This window comes from Lancefieldella sp., assembly GCF_057237245.1.
Genome location: NZ_DBHHJM010000004.1, coordinates 18,935 through 39,680, shown reverse-complemented (window position 1 = coordinate 39,680; position 20,746 = coordinate 18,935). Strand labels below are relative to the sequence as shown.

At 51.9% G+C, this 20,746-nt stretch carries 17 protein-coding genes and 3 pseudogenes; 4 read left to right on the top strand and 16 right to left on the bottom strand.

Annotation, left to right across the window (positions count from 1 at the left end):
- Positions 1-7: 7 nt before the first annotated feature.
- From ACO5GU_RS04525 to ACO5GU_RS04510, 4 genes are all read left to right on the top strand, one after another.
- Positions 8-1,513: an ABC transporter ATP-binding protein gene (locus ACO5GU_RS04525; RefSeq protein ID WP_484930294.1), complete on the top strand. Its 1,506-nt coding sequence runs from the start codon at positions 8-10 to the stop codon at positions 1,511-1,513.
- On the top strand, positions 1,500-2,474 hold the full coding sequence (locus tag ACO5GU_RS04520; protein WP_035432571.1) for a helix-turn-helix transcriptional regulator: 975 nt from the start codon (positions 1,500-1,502) through the stop codon (positions 2,472-2,474). Before ACO5GU_RS04525 ends, ACO5GU_RS04520 begins: the two co-directional genes overlap by 14 nt.
- Positions 2,475-2,577: 103 nt before the next feature.
- Complete coding sequence (locus tag ACO5GU_RS04515; RefSeq protein WP_484930293.1) at positions 2,578-4,338, top strand: ABC transporter ATP-binding protein; 1,761 nt, start codon at positions 2,578-2,580, stop codon at positions 4,336-4,338.
- A gap of 4 nt (positions 4,339-4,342) precedes the next feature.
- Positions 4,343-6,094 (top strand): ABC transporter ATP-binding protein, encoded by a 1,752-nt coding sequence (locus ACO5GU_RS04510; protein ID WP_484930292.1) that lies wholly within the window; start codon positions 4,343-4,345, stop codon positions 6,092-6,094.
- 208 nt (positions 6,095-6,302) lie between these two features.
- On the opposite strand, the gene ACO5GU_RS04505 is transcribed toward ACO5GU_RS04510, so the two are convergent.
- The 16 genes and pseudogenes from ACO5GU_RS04505 to ACO5GU_RS04430 form a co-directional block, all read right to left on the bottom strand.
- Positions 6,303-6,905 carry an MptD family putative ECF transporter S component gene (locus tag ACO5GU_RS04505; protein WP_484930291.1) on the bottom strand — a complete coding sequence of 201 codons (603 nt, stop codon included), beginning with the start codon at positions 6,903-6,905 and terminating at the stop codon, positions 6,303-6,305.
- A 70-nt stretch (positions 6,906-6,975) separates the two neighbouring features.
- A complete protein-coding gene (locus tag ACO5GU_RS04500; RefSeq protein ID WP_484930290.1) occupies positions 6,976-7,686 on the bottom strand; it encodes an energy-coupling factor transporter transmembrane component T family protein in 711 nt (236 codons plus the stop codon).
- Positions 7,662-9,215: an ABC transporter ATP-binding protein gene (locus ACO5GU_RS04495; RefSeq protein WP_484930289.1), complete on the bottom strand. Its 1,554-nt coding sequence runs from the start codon at positions 9,213-9,215 to the stop codon at positions 7,662-7,664. Before ACO5GU_RS04495 ends, ACO5GU_RS04500 begins: the two co-directional genes overlap by 25 nt.
- Complete coding sequence (locus ACO5GU_RS04490) at positions 9,212-10,930, bottom strand: ABC transporter ATP-binding protein (protein WP_484912215.1); 1,719 nt, start codon at positions 10,928-10,930, stop codon at positions 9,212-9,214. Before ACO5GU_RS04490 ends, ACO5GU_RS04495 begins: the two co-directional genes overlap by 4 nt.
- Positions 10,924-12,684 carry an ABC transporter ATP-binding protein gene (locus ACO5GU_RS04485; protein ID WP_484930288.1) on the bottom strand — a complete coding sequence of 587 codons (1,761 nt, stop codon included), beginning with the start codon at positions 12,682-12,684 and terminating at the stop codon, positions 10,924-10,926. Before ACO5GU_RS04485 ends, ACO5GU_RS04490 begins: the two co-directional genes overlap by 7 nt.
- A 147-nt stretch (positions 12,685-12,831) precedes the next feature.
- Entirely contained in the window at positions 12,832-13,401 is a 570-nt protein-coding gene (locus ACO5GU_RS04480) for a TetR/AcrR family transcriptional regulator (protein ID WP_484885157.1), read from the bottom strand.
- A gap of 506 nt (positions 13,402-13,907) precedes the next feature.
- A complete protein-coding gene (locus ACO5GU_RS04475; protein WP_484930287.1) occupies positions 13,908-14,807 on the bottom strand; it encodes a Fic family protein in 900 nt (299 codons plus the stop codon).
- A gap of 92 nt (positions 14,808-14,899) precedes the next feature.
- Entirely contained in the window at positions 14,900-15,100 is a 201-nt protein-coding gene (locus tag ACO5GU_RS04470; RefSeq protein WP_484859474.1) for a hypothetical protein, read from the bottom strand.
- A 123-nt stretch (positions 15,101-15,223) separates the two neighbouring features.
- The gene (locus ACO5GU_RS04465) at positions 15,224-15,661 is read right to left on the bottom strand and encodes a DUF2442 domain-containing protein (RefSeq protein ID WP_484930286.1); all 438 of its coding nucleotides are present in this window, start codon (positions 15,659-15,661) and stop codon (positions 15,224-15,226) included.
- 286 nt (positions 15,662-15,947) lie between these two features.
- The gene (locus ACO5GU_RS04460; RefSeq protein ID WP_484859471.1) at positions 15,948-16,538 is read right to left on the bottom strand and encodes a hypothetical protein; all 591 of its coding nucleotides are present in this window, start codon (positions 16,536-16,538) and stop codon (positions 15,948-15,950) included.
- 2 nt (positions 16,539-16,540) lie between these two features.
- Entirely contained in the window at positions 16,541-17,773 is a 1,233-nt protein-coding gene (locus ACO5GU_RS04455) for an ATP-binding protein (RefSeq protein ID WP_484930285.1), read from the bottom strand.
- Between the two features lie 101 nt (positions 17,774-17,874).
- Positions 17,875-18,039: pseudogene (locus ACO5GU_RS04450) on the bottom strand (GMP synthase (glutamine-hydrolyzing)); the annotation flags it as partial.
- Positions 18,026-18,235 (bottom strand): annotated as a pseudogene (locus ACO5GU_RS04445) (hypothetical protein); the annotation flags it as partial. The pseudogenes ACO5GU_RS04450 and ACO5GU_RS04445, both read right to left, overlap by 14 nt.
- A 93-nt stretch (positions 18,236-18,328) precedes the next feature.
- Positions 18,329-19,819, bottom strand: coding sequence for a hypothetical protein (locus ACO5GU_RS04440; protein WP_484930284.1), 1,491 nt, complete (start codon positions 19,817-19,819; stop codon positions 18,329-18,331).
- Between the two features lies 1 nt (position 19,820).
- Positions 19,821-20,480 carry a hypothetical protein gene (locus ACO5GU_RS04435; protein WP_484859465.1) on the bottom strand — a complete coding sequence of 220 codons (660 nt, stop codon included), beginning with the start codon at positions 20,478-20,480 and terminating at the stop codon, positions 19,821-19,823.
- Between the two features lie 31 nt (positions 20,481-20,511).
- A pseudogene (locus ACO5GU_RS04430) lies at positions 20,512-20,703 on the bottom strand (restriction endonuclease); the annotation flags it as partial.
- Between the last annotated feature and the right edge of the window lie 43 nt (positions 20,704-20,746).

The following is a 20,746-nucleotide window of genomic DNA, read 5'->3' as shown; positions in this document are numbered from 1 at the left end:
GATCAAAATGATAGAGATAGAAAATGCGTGCTACCAATATCAAGCAAGCGAGAAAAACAGTCTCTCCGAGGTCAACCTTAACGTGGCTCCTGGTGAGGTAGTCTGCCTGACGGGTGCCTCGGGATCTGGAAAGACCACCCTGACAAGGCTCGTCAATGGCCTCATCCCCCATTATTATGAGGGGAAACTCTCGGGAAAGATTGAGGTCTGTGGTCTTTCACCTTCCAACTGCGAACTTTGGAAACTAGCACCAAAAGTCGGATCGGTCTTCCAGAACCCTAAAACCCAATTTTTCTGCTTGGATACAACCGGTGAACTTGCATTTGCATGTGAGAACCAAGGAATAGCACCTGACAAGATACGCACACGCTTAAAGAACGTTGCCAACGCACTTGAGCTCTCAGACCTTATCGACCGCAGCTGCCTCTCACTTTCTGGTGGAGAAAAACAACGCGTTGCCTGTGGCTCAGCCACTATGCTTAACCCAGATGTTCTTGTCCTTGACGAGCCATCCTCCAACCTGGACTTTGCTTCCATTGGGCTTCTCCGAAAGATTGTTGCAACATGGAAAGCCGAGGGTCGCGCCGTGCTCATCTCCGAGCATCGACTCCACTGGTTAGAGGGCATCGCCGATCGCGTTGTTGTGATGCGCTCAGGAAGCGTGGAACGTGAGCTTGCCTCCAAGCAGTTTTACGCGGCAACAGCTGCCGAGGCGCGTTCGCTTGGTCTGCGCGCACCAACCTTCGCAGCTATTGCAGCTGAACAGTGCTGCACACGGGGCGAGAAAAACGAGTTTGTAGAAATACGGGATATGAGCTATCACTATCCACAATCAAACCGTGGCATCAGCGTTTCTCACATACCTTTTAGACGAGGTGGCGTCACCGCTATCATCGGAAGCAATGGTGCCGGAAAGTCCACCTTCGCGCGCTGCATCTGCGGTCTTGTTCGCAATTGCAAGGGAACCGTAGACGTCGGAGAAGGTCCTCACCCTCTCTCAGGCAGATCAAGAAATGGCTACTTGGTTATGCAGGACGTGAGCCATCAGCTCTTCCAAGAGAGCGTATTTGATGAGGTACTTGCCTCCACAAGACGTGCCGACGAACACCTCACCCGTACTATACTTGCATCGTTGGACTTATCCGACCTGGCACAACGCCATCCACTCTCGCTTTCAGGCGGGCAGATGCAACGCGTTGCGCTTGCTGCAGCGCTTGCATCAGAACGAAACCTACTTGTACTTGACGAGCCCACAAGTGGACTTGACCTTGCTCATATGGAGCAGGTTGCCGCAAGCGTTACCGCCGCAGCGGCAGAAGGCCGAGCTGTCGTGGTTGTAACACACGATCCTGAGTTCATCAGAGCATGTTGCACCGACTTTGCCCGCATGGAAGACGGATCGTTTGTAGACCAAGGCACGCTCGACGATGTGGGCTGGTCAAAGGTACTGTCATTTTTTGAGAACACTCTTCAGAGAAACGAAGGGGATTGGAGACACGATGGACATTGCTAACTATGCTGACATGGGTGGCAACGTCCGTCGCGTGACGCACGATACAGATCATTCTGTATGGAGGGCGGAAGGTACTGACGGACAGGGCATCATGACAATGCACGACGTCATGCCTGGAATTACCCTCATGTTCAATGACTTTACAAGCGTATGGAACCTTGAATCGGGCTTTAAGCTTACCCCAGGATCACGCATGCTCTGCCTGAACTATTGTCGAGAAGGAAGAATTGAGTGGGAATCCGGGACTGACTCATGCCTGTACCTTGACGTAGGTGATCTTGGCATTGACGATCACGCAAGACATGAAAGTCTCTTTCGGTTTCCGTTTGGACACTACCGTGGTGTCACCGTCTGTCTTGATCCCGACATAGCAGATAAATCGCTGCAATCAATGTTTCCCGAGGGCTTTCCTGTAAGTGTTAAGCAACTCTACGAGAGGTTCTGTTCAGGCGATGAACCAAGTGTGCTCCGTAGCGGACCGTCGGTCGAGCATATTTTCTGCGAGATATACAACGCTCATGACCGCTTTAGAGATGCTTACCTAAAGCTCAAGATTATGGAGCTTCTCTTGTTTCTCGGCAGTAATATTCCTGAAGGCGGACGTATTGGACAGTACGGTCTCACACGCGCACAGGTTGATAAGGTAAAGGAAATAGAACGAGCTATAACCTCTGATCTTTCTTCCCATAAGACACTCAAAGAGCTCTCACAAGAGTTCGAGTTTCCCTACGCCAGCATGCAGCGGTGGTTTAAGGAGGTTTATGGCACCAGTGTGCACGTATACCTCACACGCTATCGCATGGCACAAGCTGCAACACTCCTTCGGACAACCTCCAAGCCAATTGGTGAGGTGGCATTTGAAGTCGGATATACCAATGCCTCAAAATTTGCTTCCACATTCCGTAATGTCGTTGGCATGGCACCTGGCGATTACCGTGAAAGCGCTGGGCAAGAAAGATAATCCACCCGCATAGATACACTTGGAGCTAACCGCGACAATCGGGCTTTTCTCATGCAACGAGCTATGAATACAATTTGCTCATACTCGTCGTTTGGGAGGACCCATGGACCCTAGCAAAAAGAAAAAGAGCAGTTGGATAGGGCAGCTTGCTTCATTTACACGCGGACAGCGTCTAAAACTTGGAGCCTCGCTGTTATGTGCTGTGGTAGGTGTTGTTGGAGGCATTGTTCCCTTTTTTGCCGCCTACAAGTTGATTGCGCTCTCAATATCAGGCACCCTTGCCATCAGTGAAGTTGGACACTGGGCACTCATTGCCCTTCTCGGAGTGGCAGTTCAGACAATAGGCTATCTAGCCTCAACATCGACATCACACAGCGTTGCCTACCATACGCTTGAAAACTTGCGAAACGCCGCTTGCAAACATCTTGCTGCATGCTCCCTCGGCGATGTTCAATCAGCGCCCTCTGGAGCACTTAAGAAAATAATCATTGACGATATTGAGCAAATGGAGCTGCCCATTGCCCACGTTATCCCGGAATTTACCAGCAATATGCTTCTTCTCATCTTGTGTTTTGCAATCGTGTGCTCAATTGATATCCGGCTCGCTCTCTCTATGCTCATCGCACCAGCCTTGTCAATTGTGCCCCTTTCGCTCCTTTTTAAAAACTTTGAACGAGACTATGCAGCGTACTGGACAGCAAGTGAGCGCGTTAACTCAACACTCGTCGAATACATTGATGGAATCGAAGTCATCAAGACTTTCAACCAAGCCGACTCCTCGTATGCTCGCTTTCGTAACGACATCTCTGAATTTGAGAAACTAACGCTTGCCTGGTATAGGTCTGCTCGTATCCCCATGAACGCCATGTTTGCAATACTGCCAACGCTTCTTCTGGGTGTTGTACCAGTTGGATGCATTCTTGTAGCTTCGGGCAGTATCGACGTAGCTCAGATGGCTCTTGCATGTATGTTGTCAATCGGCGTCATTGGTCCTCTCACTAAAATTACGCAGTACACCAATATGTTCAAGGAAATCGAGAAGGTAATGGACAGCGTTAGTAAGCTGTTAGAGATGAAACCCTTACCCGAAGTCTCCTCTCCCGCACTCATCACGTCCCACGATGTCTCATTCAAGAACGTCCGATTCTCATATTCCAACGAAGAAGTGCTCCACGGCATCTCTCTTGAAGTGCCTGAAGGTACCTCGTGTGCTCTGGTGGGACCAAGTGGTTCTGGAAAGTCAACAATGGCCAAGCTCATTGCACGATTCTGGGACGCGGGATCAGGAGCAATCCGCATCGGGGAAACTAACGTGCGCGATATACCACTTGATCAGCTCGCTGGTCTTGTAAGCTTTGTGACTCAAGACAATTTCCTCTTTGATCGAACAATCTTTGAGAACGTAAGGCTCGGACGTGAGGGCGCAACTGACGCCGAGGTAGAGCGCGCGCTTGCTGCTGCGCACTGTGAAGAGTTGGCGGATAAGCTTGCAAATGGATTTGAGACCCTTTCCGGAGAAGCCGGAGGAGCTCTTTCGGGTGGAGAACGCCAGCGTATCTCTATCGCACGCGCCTATCTGAAAGATGCACCGATTCTTGTGCTCGATGAGGCAACTGCGTTCATAGACCCCGAGAGTGAGGAGCTCATTCAACAGGCACTCTCAGAACTTGCACGTGGAAAGACGCTGATAGTAATCGCGCACAGAATCTCCACGGTACGTAATTTTGACAAGATAGTAGTCATGGATTCCGGAAACATTGTCGCCGAGGGAACGCATACGGACCTCCTTGGCTCAAGTGAGCTCTATCGCCGCATGTGGGAAGCACATATCTCCAATGGAACTCATGAAGTAAGAAAGGGGTAGCGTAATGTTTAGTGCGCTTATAAAAGTGGTGCGTTGGACGGGCAACAAGAAAACGCGAATTCTCTTTGGCTTTGCATACTCTTTTCTTATCTCACTTGTTTCTGCAGCACCCATTGCTATTGCTGCCTGGGCCATGTGCGGGTTTCTCGGCTTATCATATGGCGAGAAACCCGATCTAAAAATTGCACTTACGGCTGGACTGGCCATTATTGCTTCGATTTCGCTACGCGCTGCACTTATGTGGTTAAGAGCACGGGCCGAGGAAACCGTAGCTGCAGAACGTTCCAACGAGGTGCGTATACGTATTGGAGAAGCGCTGAAACGCGTCCCACTTGGTTACTTTGACAATCATCCATCAGGAGAAATTCTCTCGGCACTCACAACCGAACTGTCATTCGTGGAAATCCACGGTATGCGCATGGTAGACATGCTTGGCAACGGATACATAACCGCAGCTGCAATGGTGGCGTTTCTCGCCTTCATGGATCTGCGGTCCTGCATCCTCGCATTGGCTGCGATTGCGGTAGCAACGGTGGTACTGGAGCTGATGTTCAAAAATTCCGCGCGTTTGTCGCCCGCGCAAAATGACGCACGCGAGGATATGGCTCAAGCAACGTTGGAATACATCCACGGTATGCCCGTTGTTAAGAGTTACCGGCAGGTAGATGCTGCTGTTTCAGCAGTACGCTCCGCATACGCACGTTCTAGAAATGTAAATCTCAAAACCGAGCTTGCTTTCCAACCCTTCAACGCCTTGCTTCTCTTTGTGACACGCAGTGCTTCGATTGGCGTCATTGTTATCGTATGTATCTCTTTCCTGAACGGCACGATATCTCTTCTTAACTTCTGCACGCTGGTGATGTTCTCCTTTATGCTGTTCCAATCAATCGAGGCTTGTGGCGATGCTGCCTACGTAATTGGACACATCGGAGAAGTTATCGACCGTCTTGACGCTATCGAATCCGCACCTGCAATCGATGACAATTGCAAAGCTGTAAAACTTGAGCATCACAATCTTGAGATGCATGACGTCTCATTTGCTTACGGAGATGGACCTCTTGTACTCAACGGAATGTCTCTGACTATTCCCGAGGGAACAACTGCAGCTCTTGTTGGAGGAAGTGGTTCAGGTAAGACAACTGTTGCCAAGTTGTTTGCACGTTTCTACGATGCAACAGGCGGCTCCGTACGCATAGGAGACCACGATGTACGCGAGCTTTCTTGCGACAGTATTCTTGCGGACTTCTCCATGGTTTTCCAAGACGTCTATCTTATGGATGACACGATTGAGCGTAATATTGCCCTAAGCAGGCCTGATGCACAATTTGAAGAGATTGTAGAAGCGGCAAAGGCCGCACGCTGCGATGAGTTCATAAAAGCTCTGCCCGAGGGCTATAAGACAAAAGTTGGAGAAGGTGGAACGCGACTATCTGGAGGCGAGAGACAACGCATCTCAATTGCACGCGCAATTTTGAAGGATGCGCCTCTTGTTGTTCTCGATGAGGCAACGGCAAGTGTTGACCCAGAAAACGAAGCAGAAATTCAATCAGCCCTTGCCCAACTCTGTAAGGGAAAAACGGTGCTTGAAATTGCGCATCGTCTCTCAACAATTGAGGAAGCTGACCAGATTTTCTTCCTTAGAGATGGACGTGTTGCAGAACAGGGCACCCATGAGGAGCTTATCTCGCACAATGGTCCCTACCATGACTTTGTTGAAGCTCGCTCACGTATTGAAGGCTGGCAGATTTCTAAGTAATAACGAGCTGAATGCGAAGTATTGGGACACAGTTCACTCGCGGGCATGTCCACAGGTAATGCAACTGAAATAGAAAAAGATTAGATTAGCGAAACACGCGCAATCTCAATTTATTGTATGGCGACGAGAGCCTCCGATGCTCCTTGGGTCATCAGCAGCCATGGAGCCATCCTGCCCATCTTTCGACTTTCTTGTTGCGAGGCGTCCCTTAGACAATTCCCGCCTTCTCGAAGTGCTTCCTCATGACCCTCAGCGAGACGAGGGCTCCCACCAGGCTCGTCGCCACCGTAAGGACAACCATTCCGACGTACATGGGACCCGAGAATATCGCGACGAACTGCGCCATGGTCTCATCGGTGAGTCGCAGTATTTCTTGGCGCTCGGAAAGATACTGAGCAGCTGAAAGGTATATGGGAAGGGTGTAGAGCGCCGACTGCAGCGTGCAACCGACGACGTAAGCCGCAACGAGACCTTTCCTGTTCGAGTACCCAATCCGCGTGGCAACTACCTCCGCAAGGGCCCAGCCTGCGATACTGCCGATGACACCGAAGACGTTTGCCGCCATCAGGCCAGGCAGTACGTTTATGGTTCCCATGATGAAGAAGGTTCCGGTCTTCCTGACCTTTGCGGCAAGGAGCAGATAAGCTATCGATGTGAAGAAGCAGACGATGGGTATGTTGGCGACTGTCCCCACGACGGTAAGACCAGCGACTCCTCCTACTACGAAGAAAATTAGGAGGGACAGCGCTCCGAAAACTCCAATGGATACGAGATCTCGAGCACCTATAGTCGAGGTTTCATCTTTTTTCATAATGAGCCCTTTCTTCCGTTCTGGTTTAAGACGTACAAGTTTGACGAGGCAAGTCTCGTCCTGAGCCCTTCTATCGCGGTCCGAATTGAAGCCACGCAAGTACTCCGGTTGCCAGGAGGGTCAAGGCGGCCGCCACGGCGTCCATTCCTCCGAAAGACAGGGGCTGCAGTACCGTCGCTTGGGTCTCGCCATCTAAGCCGCGGGCAAGCGCGGATGCCGCCAGCTCGTCGGATATCCTTACGCTCCTCATGAGGAGCGGAACTATCAAAAGCTCGCATGTGAGAGCTGGGTGTCGGAATGCGAACCCTCCTCCTGCGAGCACGCGCCGCGTTTTTAGACTTTCCATGAGATGCAAGGCGTCCCTGCGTATAGTTGGGAAGAACCGAAGAATGACTGTGCACGGAATGAGAACTACCTGCGGAGTCCTCATAGACTGCAACGCAGCGAGAAGATCCTGCATCGAGGCCAGTTTAGAAAGGGAGACGCCCAGTAGAGCCAGAACTACAAACTTCTGAGCCATGTAGCTCAGCATGACCACAGCGGTCATAAGCGTTGTGCTTCCGACTCCCTCGGCAAGAGCCATCACGGCGGCTATGAGGCCATAGGCCGCAGATAGGGCGATGCACGACCGCCATGCCCCGGAGACGAGCGCGCATGCCGCACCGATGACGCATGCCGCATGGGCTGCTTCCGGTCGGTTGGAAAGCATTGCAGCAGTGCCCAGAAGGCAGATTGAGAGCAGGGCAGTTCGCGGGTCTATGCGTCTGTATGAGCGTTCCATTGCGCGTCTCCTTTCCAAAGCGAACTCAGGAGTCTCTCCCTCGTCGGACCGCCAAGAGCGAAGTCATCAACAATGAGTCCACCGTTCAGATGGAGAATGCGATTACAGGTAGAGAGGAGGAACTCAGGATCGTGCGAGACGGCGAATACGACGCTTCCCGATTGTGCGAGCGATCGGATTGCGGAAGAGACTCTCTCCATGTTCTCCCTGTCCAAGCCGCTCGTCGGTTCGTCGAAGAAATAGGCGGCAGTCTCATCGACAAGGGCACATGCTATTGTGAGGCGCTGCTTCTGCCCTCGCGAAAGCGTTGCGGGATGAGCTTCCCTCATATCCCATAGCCCCAACCTTCTGAGTGCTCGCTCACAGACATCGGCGTCTCTCCGCCCGCCCAATGAGAGCTCTCCCAGAACGCTATCGGAGAAAAGCTGGTAGTCGGGGTCCTGCATGACTAGTCGAATGCGCCCCAACCGCTCCTTTGGCGAAAGGGGCTTGCCGTATAGAGACACGGTGCCCCTATCCTCTTTCTCAAGTCCGCAGCACAGGCGCGACAGAGTTGTCTTCCCCGCACCGTTTTCCCCTATGATTCCGATTACCTCGCCGAATCGGACGGAGAAGCTCAGCGGGCCGATGGTGCGGGGGTCGCGCGGTGTCGACCCGCCGCTCCTCGTCGAATGCTGTGAGCCGTATGAGAACGTAAGATTATTTATCTCGAAGGCCGCATTCTCACACTTTGACAAAGCCGGCTTATGGTCGGGCATAGCGCTTAGCGCCGACTTCAGCTGCAAGCTCCTTAGACCCATATGGGCGAGCGTGGCGTCATCGAGAGACAATGCACTGGCTGCGTCGTATACGTGGGATACGGCACCGTCTTCGATAACAATCATCCGGTCGATGAGGTCGGACAGATAGAAGAGTCGGTGCTCCAGAACGATGACGGTCTTTCCTTCGCGTTTCAGCTCGGATAATGTCTTCCTGAGGGTCTCCACGGCCCCCATATCGAGGTTTGCAGACGGTTCGTCGAAGACGTACACGAAAGGCCCCATCGCATAGCAGGAGGCTATGGCCACCAGCTGCATCTCTCCACTCGAGAGCTCGAACACGCTCCTATCCCGCAGACGCTGAATGTTCATGCGTCGGAATGCACTTTCGACCCGTTGCGCGACATCGTTGCGTGGCAGTCCCGCGTTCACGCAGCCGAATGCCACCTCGCTCGTCGTGTCGGTCATGAAGAACTGGCTGCGCGGGTCCTGGAAAACCGAGCCGACCATCTTTCCGATGTCTCCGATTCCCATCTCGCGCGTTTCCGTTCCGCCGACTTTCGCCGTTCCTTCCAGCTCGCCCTCGTAAAAATGAGGGATAAGACCATTTATGAGCCGTGCGACCGTGGTTTTCCCGCAGCCGCTTCTTCCTGTCAGGAGCACGAACTCGCCTTCATGGATATCCAGGTCGACGCTGTGGATAGCATCACTATCCTTCCCCGCGTATTGGAACGTCACCTTGTCGAGGGTTATATGCGCGAAGGCGCTCATTCCTGGCCCTCCGTCTTGGCCCCACGTTCCCAGAGAGTCCGATAATAACCGGCGCTCTCCTCGAGGAGCTGTTCGTGGGTGCCCCTCTGCACGATTTCCCCCTGTCGCATCACGATTATCTGGTCTGCAGAGCGGATGGTGCTCAGATGGTGCGCCACCACAAGCACTGTTCTGTTCTGCGCGAGCGCAGAAACGGCTTTCTGCATAAGCACCTCGTTAATCGGATCCACACTGCTCGTCATCTCGTCGAGTACGAGGATGGGGGCGTCTTTTAGAAACGCCCGAGCGACAGACAACCTTTGCTTCTGCCCGCCTGAGAGACCCACGCCGTTCTCCCCGATGAGTGTCTCGTAGCCCTGTGGAAGCGACATCACGAACTCGTGGATGCACGCCTTCTTGGCTGCCTCCACCACTTCCTCATGCGTCGCATCAGCCTTGCCTATGCGGATATTACCCTCAATAGTGTCCGCGAAGAGCCGTACATCCTGCATAACGATGCTGATAGAGGCAAGAAGATCGTCGTAGGGGATGTCCCTCACGTCCACGCCGCCGATGCTCACGCTTCCCGCATTTACGTCCCAGAATCTCAGCAGAAGGTTGGTCAGTGTGCTTTTGCCCGACCCGGACTCGCCTACGAGTGCTGTCATAGTATGTTCGGGGACCGTAAACGTTGCCTCGGGCAACTCAAAAGAGTCCCTTCCATAGGAGAAACGCACCTGATTGAACCTAATCGAGTGCGACGTAGGCACGCGCGGCTCATCGGGCTCGGGAACAGAGGATGCTCGGATGATCTTCTCTATCCTTCGGAAGCTATCCCTCACCTTGAGGTAGTTCATCCAATGCGACTCCATTGCAAAGAAGGGCTTGTAGAACTCCACGCTCGCAATAATGAAGCCGATGTAGACAAACAGGGGCAGAGAACCACTCTGCACGAGCAGGGCACCGCACGACGCCATGACTACGAAGGCAAGGTCCGCTACCAGACTGTAAGTGGACAGGACCAGCGCTATGTTCCGCGACGCTGCCTTGCTGCTCTCGCCGAAGCTCGCCACCGTCGCCTCGAGCCTACGGTCGAGGGCCTCGCTTTCAGCAAAAGCCTTCAGAAGCGGGATGCCCTTCACGTACTCGACGAACAGGCTCGTCATGTCCGCCGCGTCATCCCCGCATCTTCTTTCGAGGGCTTGAGCCTTCCTCAGTCCTGCTGCAAGGAGCGCAAGCGCAGCGGGCAAGGTTGATACCGTGAGTAGCGCCATGCGCCAATCAACGAGGACCGCAGCCACGAGCAAAATCGCCGCGACGATGAAATCAGCTGCCATCCTCGTCCAAAGGTGCCCCACCACCATCTCCATGTTGTCGATGTCCTTATGAACAATATCGCCAATCTCGCCTAGTCGCTCTCCCGTGTAGAAACCGAGAGAAAGTGACTTCATCCGTCTGACGACGGCAATCCTAATCTCAAGCACAAGGTCGAAACCCGCACAATGCTTCTGTTTGTCTGCCACAATGCTGCTGACCCCTTTGACGAGGAGAAGGCAGATGAGCGCCACCCAGTAGGGCGCGAGGTCGACCGGTCCGTCCAGAACCGAATAGATAGCCGCGAGGACAACGAAGGCCATCGCCACGCTGGCTAGTGCATAAATCGTGAATGCGGCGATGCTTATGGACATCATGCGCCGACCAGCGGGGGTCATCCGTTCTAGGATCTCTCTTACCATGATACGACCTCCCTGATATCCCAGTTGTCCACCTGCTTTTGCTTAGCAACCATCTCCTGATAGAGAGGACAGGTAGACATGAGTTCTTCGTGGGTTCCAGCCCCGGCGATGTGGCCTTCACTCATCACGACGATCTGCTCCACTCCACGAACGGCGTTCAGGTGGTGAGCTATGGTCACGACAGTCTTGTCGCGAGACAGGTCGTCTATCGCCTCCTGTATGAGGGCCTCGTTCTCGGCGTCGACCGCGGCCGTCGCTTCGTCAAGGATGATGATGGGAGCATCTTTCAGCATTACACGGGCAATCGAAATGCGCTGACGCTCGCCGCCCGAGAGCTGAACACCGCCCTCGCCAGGGACCGTAGCGTAACCGTGCGGGAGCCTAGAGATGAAGTCGTGGATACGCGCCCTTTTGGCCGCCTTGACCACCTCCTCATGCGTTGCTCCTGGTCGGCCGATGAGGATGTTTTCCTCGATGCTCTGGTTGAAGAGGAACACGTCCTGCTGGACTATGGAGAAGAGGCTCGATATCTGCCTTTCGGAAAGTTGGGAAAGGTCCTGTCCGCCCACAGTGACGCGCCCGCTGTCAGGTTGCCAGAATCCCATGATCAAGCTCGCGAGGGTGCTCTTCCCGCATCCCGAGGAACCTACAAGCGCGTTGGTACTTCCCCTGCGGAGCACGAGGTCTATCGAGTCGAGAGCCTGCTTCCTTTCGTTGCCGTCTTCCTCGCTCTGCGGGTAGGAGAACGATACTCCGTGCAGCTCTATATCTCCCATGCGAGGCTCCTCGGAGCTCTCGATGAGATCTGGGGTCTTGACGCCCAGCACCGATTCGATGCCTGTCATCGCCTGGTCGAACATGAAGCGGTAGTGTTGCAGGGTCGCCGTTTTGGCCACTGAGGAAGTGAAGGCGGCTGCGAGCACCATGGCCAAGATAAGACGTTCGATGGATATACCGCCCGTGGAGAGAAGCCACGTTCCCACAATCAGCACGAGTACCGTCCCGAACTCCATGAACAGGGCGATAAGAGCCATAGGGACCGAGACATCGTTCATCGAGCTCGTTGCCCAGCTCACGTAATCACGCGCCGCTCCGACCGTCTCATCGGTCTTGCGTTCTTCCTTTCCGAATGCCTTAACGACCGCTATGTTGGCGACATATTCCATAAGGCTGTTCTGCATGCGGGAGGCGTACTGGGCTACTATCTCGAAACCTCTAGCCCAAGCGGGCGCCGCCGCCTTCTTCACGAGCCACATGAGGGGCAGACCCGCCATCATGCACAGGGCAAGCCGCCAGTCCACTGCAAGCATGAGGATGAACGCGGCGGCGGAGAACAGAGTGGCTGAGGCCGATTCGGGTAGTCCGTGGGCAAGGTACACCTCCACCTGCTCCACGTCATTGCGCATGACGTTCGCGAGGTCTCCTGGCCTTCTGATCTGAAAGAAGCCGAGAGGGAGCTTTTTCAGATGGCGCACGATGCGCAGACGGATGTCCGTCAGGCACGAGTACGCCACCCGATGTGCTTTCCATGTTGCCGTATACATGCACAACGCCTTCCCCGCCACACATGCCGTCATTCCTGCAGCGACATAGGCAATTGCAGCAGGCGAGAGGGACCCTTCCAAAAACAGGTGGACAAGGAAGATTACGAGAACTGTGGGAACAAGCCCAAGAACCGCCCTGGTCAGAAGCAAGGCATTAGCTAGCCGGCTTTTCGCCGTCATCTTCCTGACCAGCTCCCTCTTGTCTTTCATAGAATCTCTCCTCCAATATTAAATTCAGATTCGATATTGTAAGTAGATTAAGGCCTATCTCAGTTCGACTAGACTAACTATATCAATATTGAATCAAAATTCAATATTGAATGTAAGGGTATCCGAGTGGGGTGGCAGAAAATTCTGTCACAGGGAGTTCACTCCTTCGTAATAGCACTGGGCGATGAGCGCAAGCATCTCACGAGCTTCATTTTCACTGCTGTAGTGGCGGGCTACCTCCATTAGGCTCTCCACGAAATTGCTTGCTAGTACGTGGGTGAGCAAGTCTGGGTAGTGCAGAACTGCACGTTCGTTCATCATGTATCGGATATGCCGCTCGATGCTCTCTACGAAATCGTCCTTCGCATGCTCATAGGCGGTACCCTGGCTCTTGTCAATTAGGATAACCAGCAACTTGTGATGGGCCAGCATGTTGAGCAGGGGTCCCTCGGCGGCAATCTGATACCTCTCAGAGGGCGTATCCGCAATGATAGATTCTTCTTCACGTGCAATCCGGTTGAAGTCGAAGGGAGCAGACGAAACGACGCCCTCGAATAGCTTTTCCTTGTTTTTGAAGTACGAGTACAGCAGGCTTACCGACACGTCTGCGAGCTTCGCGATGTCCTGCAACTTCGCGCTACGGAAGTCCTTCTCGTAGAACACCTGGACGGCGGCGGCAAGTATGCGCTCGCGCACCTCTTCCTTGAGAACCTGCATGATTTTTCCTCAAATTCTCTCAATGCTGAATATTAATTCAGTATTGTTTATTCTAGGTGACGCCGAACAAATGTCAAAGAGTGGGAAGACGGTAAGCCTCGCATGGGCATGTCTGCTGAAACTGAAATCTCCCATAGGGCCTGTTCCGTTTTCCGTCGACCTACGTCCCCGATGTATGTCGCAAAAAAGAAAAACACGATAGCAGAGGAGACGACATGGCGACGACAAGGGTAATGCCCTGTTCGTGATGAAGCTCATGCAGCAGCCCGTCCTGCCATAGGACATCTATTCCGTGGCAGAGGTTACGAGGCTGCTGGGGTCAAGCCGATTATGATCTACCACTACGTGAAAGACAAGGTAATCCCCTCTTCCCCTGAGAAAGTGGTGCAACGGCTCACGAGGGTCTTTCGTTATCCAAAAGGAGCTCATCGACTGCATGCGCAATATGATGACGCCTATTAATCTGGTTCAGCAATATAACGCTAAAACGAGAAAAGCAGTTAAACCTACTTATCACCGTACGGAATTCGGAAGTAATCCAACGTTGCTTTGAATCTATCTTGAGCTGTAAGGCACGTATCAAGAAGATAGCCGTTCTCCTTATCCCACTTAGAGAGTCCACGATAGTAGAAAGACTTCATATCATCAGAAATGACAAACGGAACAACGTCATAAGTAAGGCATTCTTTGAGCATGATCAACCTGCCGACACGCCCATTGCCGTCTTGGAATGGATGAATGCGCTCAAAGCGAACATGGTAATCAACAATGTCTTCAAAGGAATGGGAGCTGTTTGAGTTATAAGCCTTTAACAGCGACTTCATCTCTTGAGCAACATTTTCTGGAAGAGTGGTTTCTCGCCCACCAACCTCATTTGGAAAGCGCTTGTAATCTCCAACGGCAAACCAATCCTGTAAAGAATCTGTAGTTCCCGTTTTCAGAATACGGTGAAGCTCTTTGATAATGCCCTCTGTGAGGGAATCTTTTGCATGGTCAATCACGTAATCGATGGCACGGAAATGGTTCTGAGTTTCTACAATGTCGTCAATGTGAACAGGATTTCCATCAACGTCGATAGTCGCCGTTTCAAAAATCATACGTGTCTGATCGAGGGAGAGCTTGCTTCCCTCAATATGATTAGAGTTGTAGGTAAGCTCAACCTGGAGCTTATGGTAAATGCCACCCTTTATTTTTGAGGTCTTTTCTTCAATCAAGCGCGTAAGCAGCGGACTTGTTGACGACGCTTTGGCATTTTTTCGAGAAGGTTTTACGGCATCGCCTGGTATGTTCCAAGTTTTTCCCACGAGAAAAGCGCCTGGTACACGACCTGTTGAACAGTAATTGCGAACACTTCTCTTGGATATGCCCCAGAGCTCAGCAATCTCTGTTGCAGAAAGAAATCCCATCGAGCTTCACCTCCCTATCGGCAAAAACTGACGAGATTATTATAGCAAAGGAAGCTGTTTCTTGCCGATAACGGCAAAATTCGAAACTACAGCTAGTTCCAATCATGCTTACAATCATTGCAATGAAACTTGGGGTCATCTCCACATACAACGCAACCGCCTAAAATAACACGGCCTTCTTCAATATCACGCTCTAATTGATCGTCCAGCAGTCGTAAACCCCAAAGATATTTAGCGACATTCGTGCTGTTACACTTAGGACATACGGGGTTACTTGAATTTTGCTTTTCCATTGGTACTCCCATCTCACGAGGTCTACTAAAAGACACGCTTTATAGAAATACCAGTCTACGTAATGACATAAAAAATACTGTCCGCTGAAATGGACAGTATTTGAGGTTGAATATTTGTAGCCCCTAGCATACAGGATTGCCATACTCACGCAACATAGCGTCACGGTTAATAATCCACTGCTTACCATACTTGCGAGCATCCACGCCTGGAACTATCTTACCGTACACAACAGCCTTACGCAGAGTGGACTCGCTTAAACCCCAAAGCTCGCTAGCATCCGAAAACGATATGAGTCCATCAAAGGGCGTCACGACCTCGATTCCGTTCACCCACAACTCGTCACAAGAGAGATCAAGGTCATCGTTCCAAATAATACCGTAACCTCCCTGATCAACCTCAACATCTCTGAACAGCGATTCGTTATCCACCAATGTTCTGAAGACCGGGAAACGATGCATAAGTGGAGCTACATCGTAAATTTTTGTGGTGCCGTTGGTAAACTGAACGCTTAACTTTAAGTCAGTCAGAGCAGAGACATCTTTTATCTTATGGAATTTCATAATCTGCCTCCTTTAGACAAGCGGATCGATTTTCTTAAATTCTTATGCCTTCCCTATTTTCTCTTATTTTTAGGATATCACGATATCGTGATATCCTAAAAATTCATTAACTATGAAACCAAAGAGAGGCCTGCGACACTGCCTCTCTTCGGTTTCCTCTTTAGAGTGCTGGATCATCGAAAACCGGGCTTCTGTTTTCCCGGATAAATCATTAACCCGCTGTGCATATTGAGCGACAGCTCAAGCTTGTTTGGCTCATGGCAAAGCTCACCCAGCAAGCGCCCGCTCACAAGGCTGCCTCGACCTTCTCAGCGATCATGCCCTGCAGTCTCTTGCCGTACTTTTCTTCCATCTTTGCATTCATCTCGTCTACCGCTTTCGCCGAGTAGTTGCCATCGGGTTTTTCCTTCCTGATTCTGTCTATCTCGCTCGCGGCCGCCTCTTTGGCTTCCGTAACGATCTCGTCGTCGATACCCGCAGCTTCAGCCATCCAGAGCAGCAATTCCGGACACCTAAGCTGGCCTACGTTTTCGCGGTTTTTCTTGAACTTCCATGAGATATACGCCTCGAATAGATGCCACTTTTGATTCGGCTCGCATTGCTCGGCGGATACTGTATGGCCCGTCGTGCGAGCAAAATCTATATAACTATCTCCCGTCGGCTTCTGTTGATACTTCTTTATGAACTCGTCGCTAATCGGGTAATGTTCGTTCTTCTCGCAGTAGAACTTAATCAAGTCAATGAGGCTAATCGCCACGTCAATCTTCCTTCCGTTTCCACTCGCCGCAACAATAACGTTGGAACTGTGTATGTCATACCATGCCCCGATCTGAACTGCCTCCCATTTCTTGGACACGAGAAATGGGAGGCAGTTCACCCTTAGAAGGTTCTCTCTTTCTGCATGAACTCGGGGATGTTGGCATGAATGATGCCGTCCCTTTGCTGAATGGGATCGCTTCGCGTCAGCAGGTACTTGGGGTAGTTGTCTTTAATCTGCTTGAACGGTCGATATTCGCGCTCCTCGGTGGACCGGTCGGCCATGATGGTCATTGCGACCTGAACGTATGCATAGCCCATCTCTGGGTTCCTCAGGATGAAATCGCACTCCAGCTTTCCGATGCGTCCGACACTGACCTTGCAACCCTGTGCGAGAGCGTAACGATAAACGATGTTCTCAAGGACGGGCCCGTAGTTGATGCGGTTGTCGGTATTGAGGGCAAAGTAGAAGCTCAGGTCTGCCAGGTAGTACTTTTGCTCGCCCCGCAGCGATTTTCGGGACTTCAGGTCGAAGCGGGAGCACTTACTGATGATCTTCGCATCTTCGAGAATCTGGAGGTATCGTGCAAGCGTCTCGCGCTTGACCTTCACACCCTGTTTGCTCTCGAGGTCGGATTGGATGTTCGCAAGCGACGTGGTGGCGCCGAAGTTGTTGATGACGTAGTCGCGCACATGGTTGAACACGGAGACGTTCTTGATTTTCACACGCCTGCGGATATCCTTCTCGAAGATTTCCTGGATTACCGCAGCAACGTAGGCGCGCTTGTCGGCGAGCCGAGGGTAATCCATCGCTTTCGGGAAGCCACCCTCGAGGATATACGCATCGAACTCCGCGACCGAATTCGGGTTCACAGGTAGTCCCAAGAAACGCTTCATCTGGCAATACTCGCCAAAGTCCAGCGTCTGCATCTCGAATTCGATGTAGCGGCCAGTTAGTTTCGTGGCCAGCTCTCCTGAAAGCAGATAGGAGTTCGATCCGGTGATGAAGATGGAGAAGCCACCCTCAGTGCGAAACCCATTGAGCACGTCCTCGAAGCCCTCGACGTTCTGTACCTCGTCAATAAAAAGGTACTTTGTCCCCGAGATGGCAAGCAAGGGCTCGATGAGGGCCTCAAGCTGCTCTGGAGCCTTTACAGATCGGTACCCGTATCGGTCTAGGTCGAAAAAGACGATGTGCTCGTCATCGACACCTTCTGTCCTCAACTCTTCGGCGATGCACTGCATGAGGCAGGATTTGCCGCAGCGGCGGACGCCGGTGATGACCTTGATCATCCCTTCGTCATGGTAGAAGCCACGGATCTTTTTCAGGTAGTTTTCTCTAGGAAACAAACGCATACTGGCTCCAATCTTCATTGGAGTCAGTATATCAAATTATAGGTTTATTGGGGTATTCTTTATCTCTAAAACGATTTATACCCCTATAACTAAGGAATTCTCTATTCCCACTCAATGGTCGCAGGTGGCTTTGGAGTGATGTCGTAGGCTACGCGATTAACACCAGCAACCTCGCTAACAATGCGAGAAGAAATGCGGGTCAGCAACTCATAAGGAAGCTTTGCCCAGTCAGCGGTCATGGCGTCACTAGACTCAACGGCGCGCAAAAATTGCAGCGAAAAAATGTTCAACATTTTGTAGATTAAACCAATATGGAGACAACTCCGCCTTTGCTGGTCTCCCATGCAAACGACAAGACAAAACAAACTCAATAGCATCGAGAACTGTTGACTTACCGGCAGAATTGCCGCTAACCAAGATATTTATTCCATCCTGGGGACACCATTCAAATTCTCGAAGCTTCCTGAACCCCTTATGACAAGCCTTTTAATCATCTCGTATCTTCACTTTTAAAATTACACACTTGCAGAATCAATTGAAGGCGTCTGTTTGTGTTTACACATATCCAACCTTGTTGAACGCTATAAGGCCCCTACGTGGGTACCTAACCTCGAACTGCTCCGCGGCAAGCCGATTGAGACCAAAAGATTCAGGCTCAAAGAGCTCGAGATCAGAACTTTCAGGTTGGAAGCTCTCGTACTTGAACACTTCAAGCCCTAAATCTTCGATTGCCCAGTCCGGCAGTTCATAGTCCTGCTCCACCAATCCGAAGAAGGTCATGCCTCTATCCACGCAAAGCCCAACGAAGACACTGCTGCCGATTTCGTAGGTAACACCTCCAATGAGAGATCCCACGAGGCTGCCAAGCATGTAGCCCAGAGCGGGTATCGGGATCAACCCCTGGACCAAGGTTCCTCCTCCCAATGCAAACACCGCGTAATATGACTTCTGGAAAATGTCCTCCGCAAATTGCGCTTGACTAATTTCCCCCTTTGCAAGCTTGACACCGTCCTTGAGGGCGATTCCGGCTAACACGGTCGCAAGGGCGACGACTCCCGGGGAAACGCCCTTGACGGCCTCGCCCAATAGCCCTGACTTGATGGATTCGGTCAGCGCGGCGGAAATCGTTCCTGATACAAAGGATTCGAATCCGAATTTCGCGACATCACCCGTGTCACTCAAAAGCTGATCGACGTCAGCGCCTTCGCCCGACGCGAGATCATGCACAGCCGCACAAATAATCGGAGCAGCCTTGACGGCCATCGCGATCAATGCTGCAGTAACGCCGACCTTGAGCGATGACCTCATGACGTGGTCTAGCTTCACGAGCTCCTCGGTGCTTACGCCTTTGGAAGCAAGCTCGACTTTTCCTTGCTTCACATCTCTTGCGAGTTCCTTGGAGGCCTCACGAGAAAGCGTCTTCGACTCGACGCCATCCTGGCGGACACTTTCAGACAACGATGCCCTGGTCTCCTCGAGTCTTCCAACCTGCTCAGGCCTCGTGACGGCTTCCTTGTAGATTTTCCTGTCAAGAGCCCGTACTGCCTCTGCGCCTTGCCCTTCGGGAATCAAACGCTTCATTCCCTTGTAAACGGCGTCGTATTGATCGGTGCCAGCCGCGATAGCCCTGACTGCCCCATTCGACGTTCCTGGCGTCTTAGACGCTTCTAGGAACGACTTAGCCTGCGCCATGGCGCTATGGGCTCCATCTTGGTAGTACTTAACCTGATACTTGGAAATCACCGCATCGCCAGCCTTGACCACAATGTCGGGCGATGCGAAGTCCGTGACCCTCGGAACCTCTGCTCGAAGCTTTGCTCCCTTCAACACCGCGTCGATATTGAAGGTGCCCGCATGCCAGATCTCGGCGATGTCTCCACTCAGCGTATCGATGGTCTTCGCGCTGGCCGAAAACTTATTAAGGTCCCTCTCGAGAGTTTCTATCGCGGTCTCCACCTCGCCGACCCAAGCATCTCCCATCTGAGCGGCAAAGGCCGGCCCAAACGATTCCGCGTAGAATGAGTATCCTTTCTCGAAGCCGTCCATGCTATTCGCCCAAGAACTTGCTGAGGCCATCCAGGTAAAAGACAAGGGTTAGAAGCGTGTACTGTTGGTCGAGCGCCTGCGACGACTTCGTCATGTCGACTCCCTTATCAATCGCGGATGAAAGCCTTTCGACGAACTTCGATTTTCCTCTGTTCAAAGCAAGATCGAATAGGAGCGCTGGCGGGAAAGCAAGCTCAGCCAACAAAAGCGCGTGATCGTCTGGGGAGTTTCCGTCTTCTGCGTCCTTCTCGGGACTGAAAAGGAAGGAGAGCTCTTCCTCGAACCGCTTTCCATAGTGTTCTGCCATCTTGTAGAAATCATGGGCGTTGTTTTTGTTGAGCGAGTCCTTGGTAACTCGCAGATTCGCATGGTTTCCGAGCCAGCCATAAGACATACCGAATTCGAAATACTCGTTCGACGCCTCGGAACAGTTCTTTCGTACGTACTTGCTGTCACCGAAGAACACTACGGGATTGCCCGAGGTCAAGGACTTTAAATTCGCCTTATGGTGTTCCTCGTCCCAGATCACCGCAGACACCGAGCCGTCCTTCGTCCCGACATGCCTTCCTTCCTCGTCATCAGTACTGCTGATAAGCCCCTGCAGATAGGTGGCATATTTTAAATACTCGTCATTTGCAACAATAATCAATTGCTTTTTCATTCGGGTCTCCTTGTCAAGCATATTGAGTTTTCTAAATTGTCGCTACCTTATACGTCGTCTTTACGTCGTAGATAAAGTCGTCGTCGAGTCCGAGGGTTGCAAGGTGTTCCTGGGCACATTTAATCTTCATACGCTCGGCATCACGAAGAGCAGGTTCACCGTTCTTGCCAACCTTCGTCTCGGTGACGAAGTAGACGCGGCGTCCACGGCCAACCACCTTGCAACTTAATGCATAGTTATGAGTTGTCGCAAGTAGCTGTCTGAAC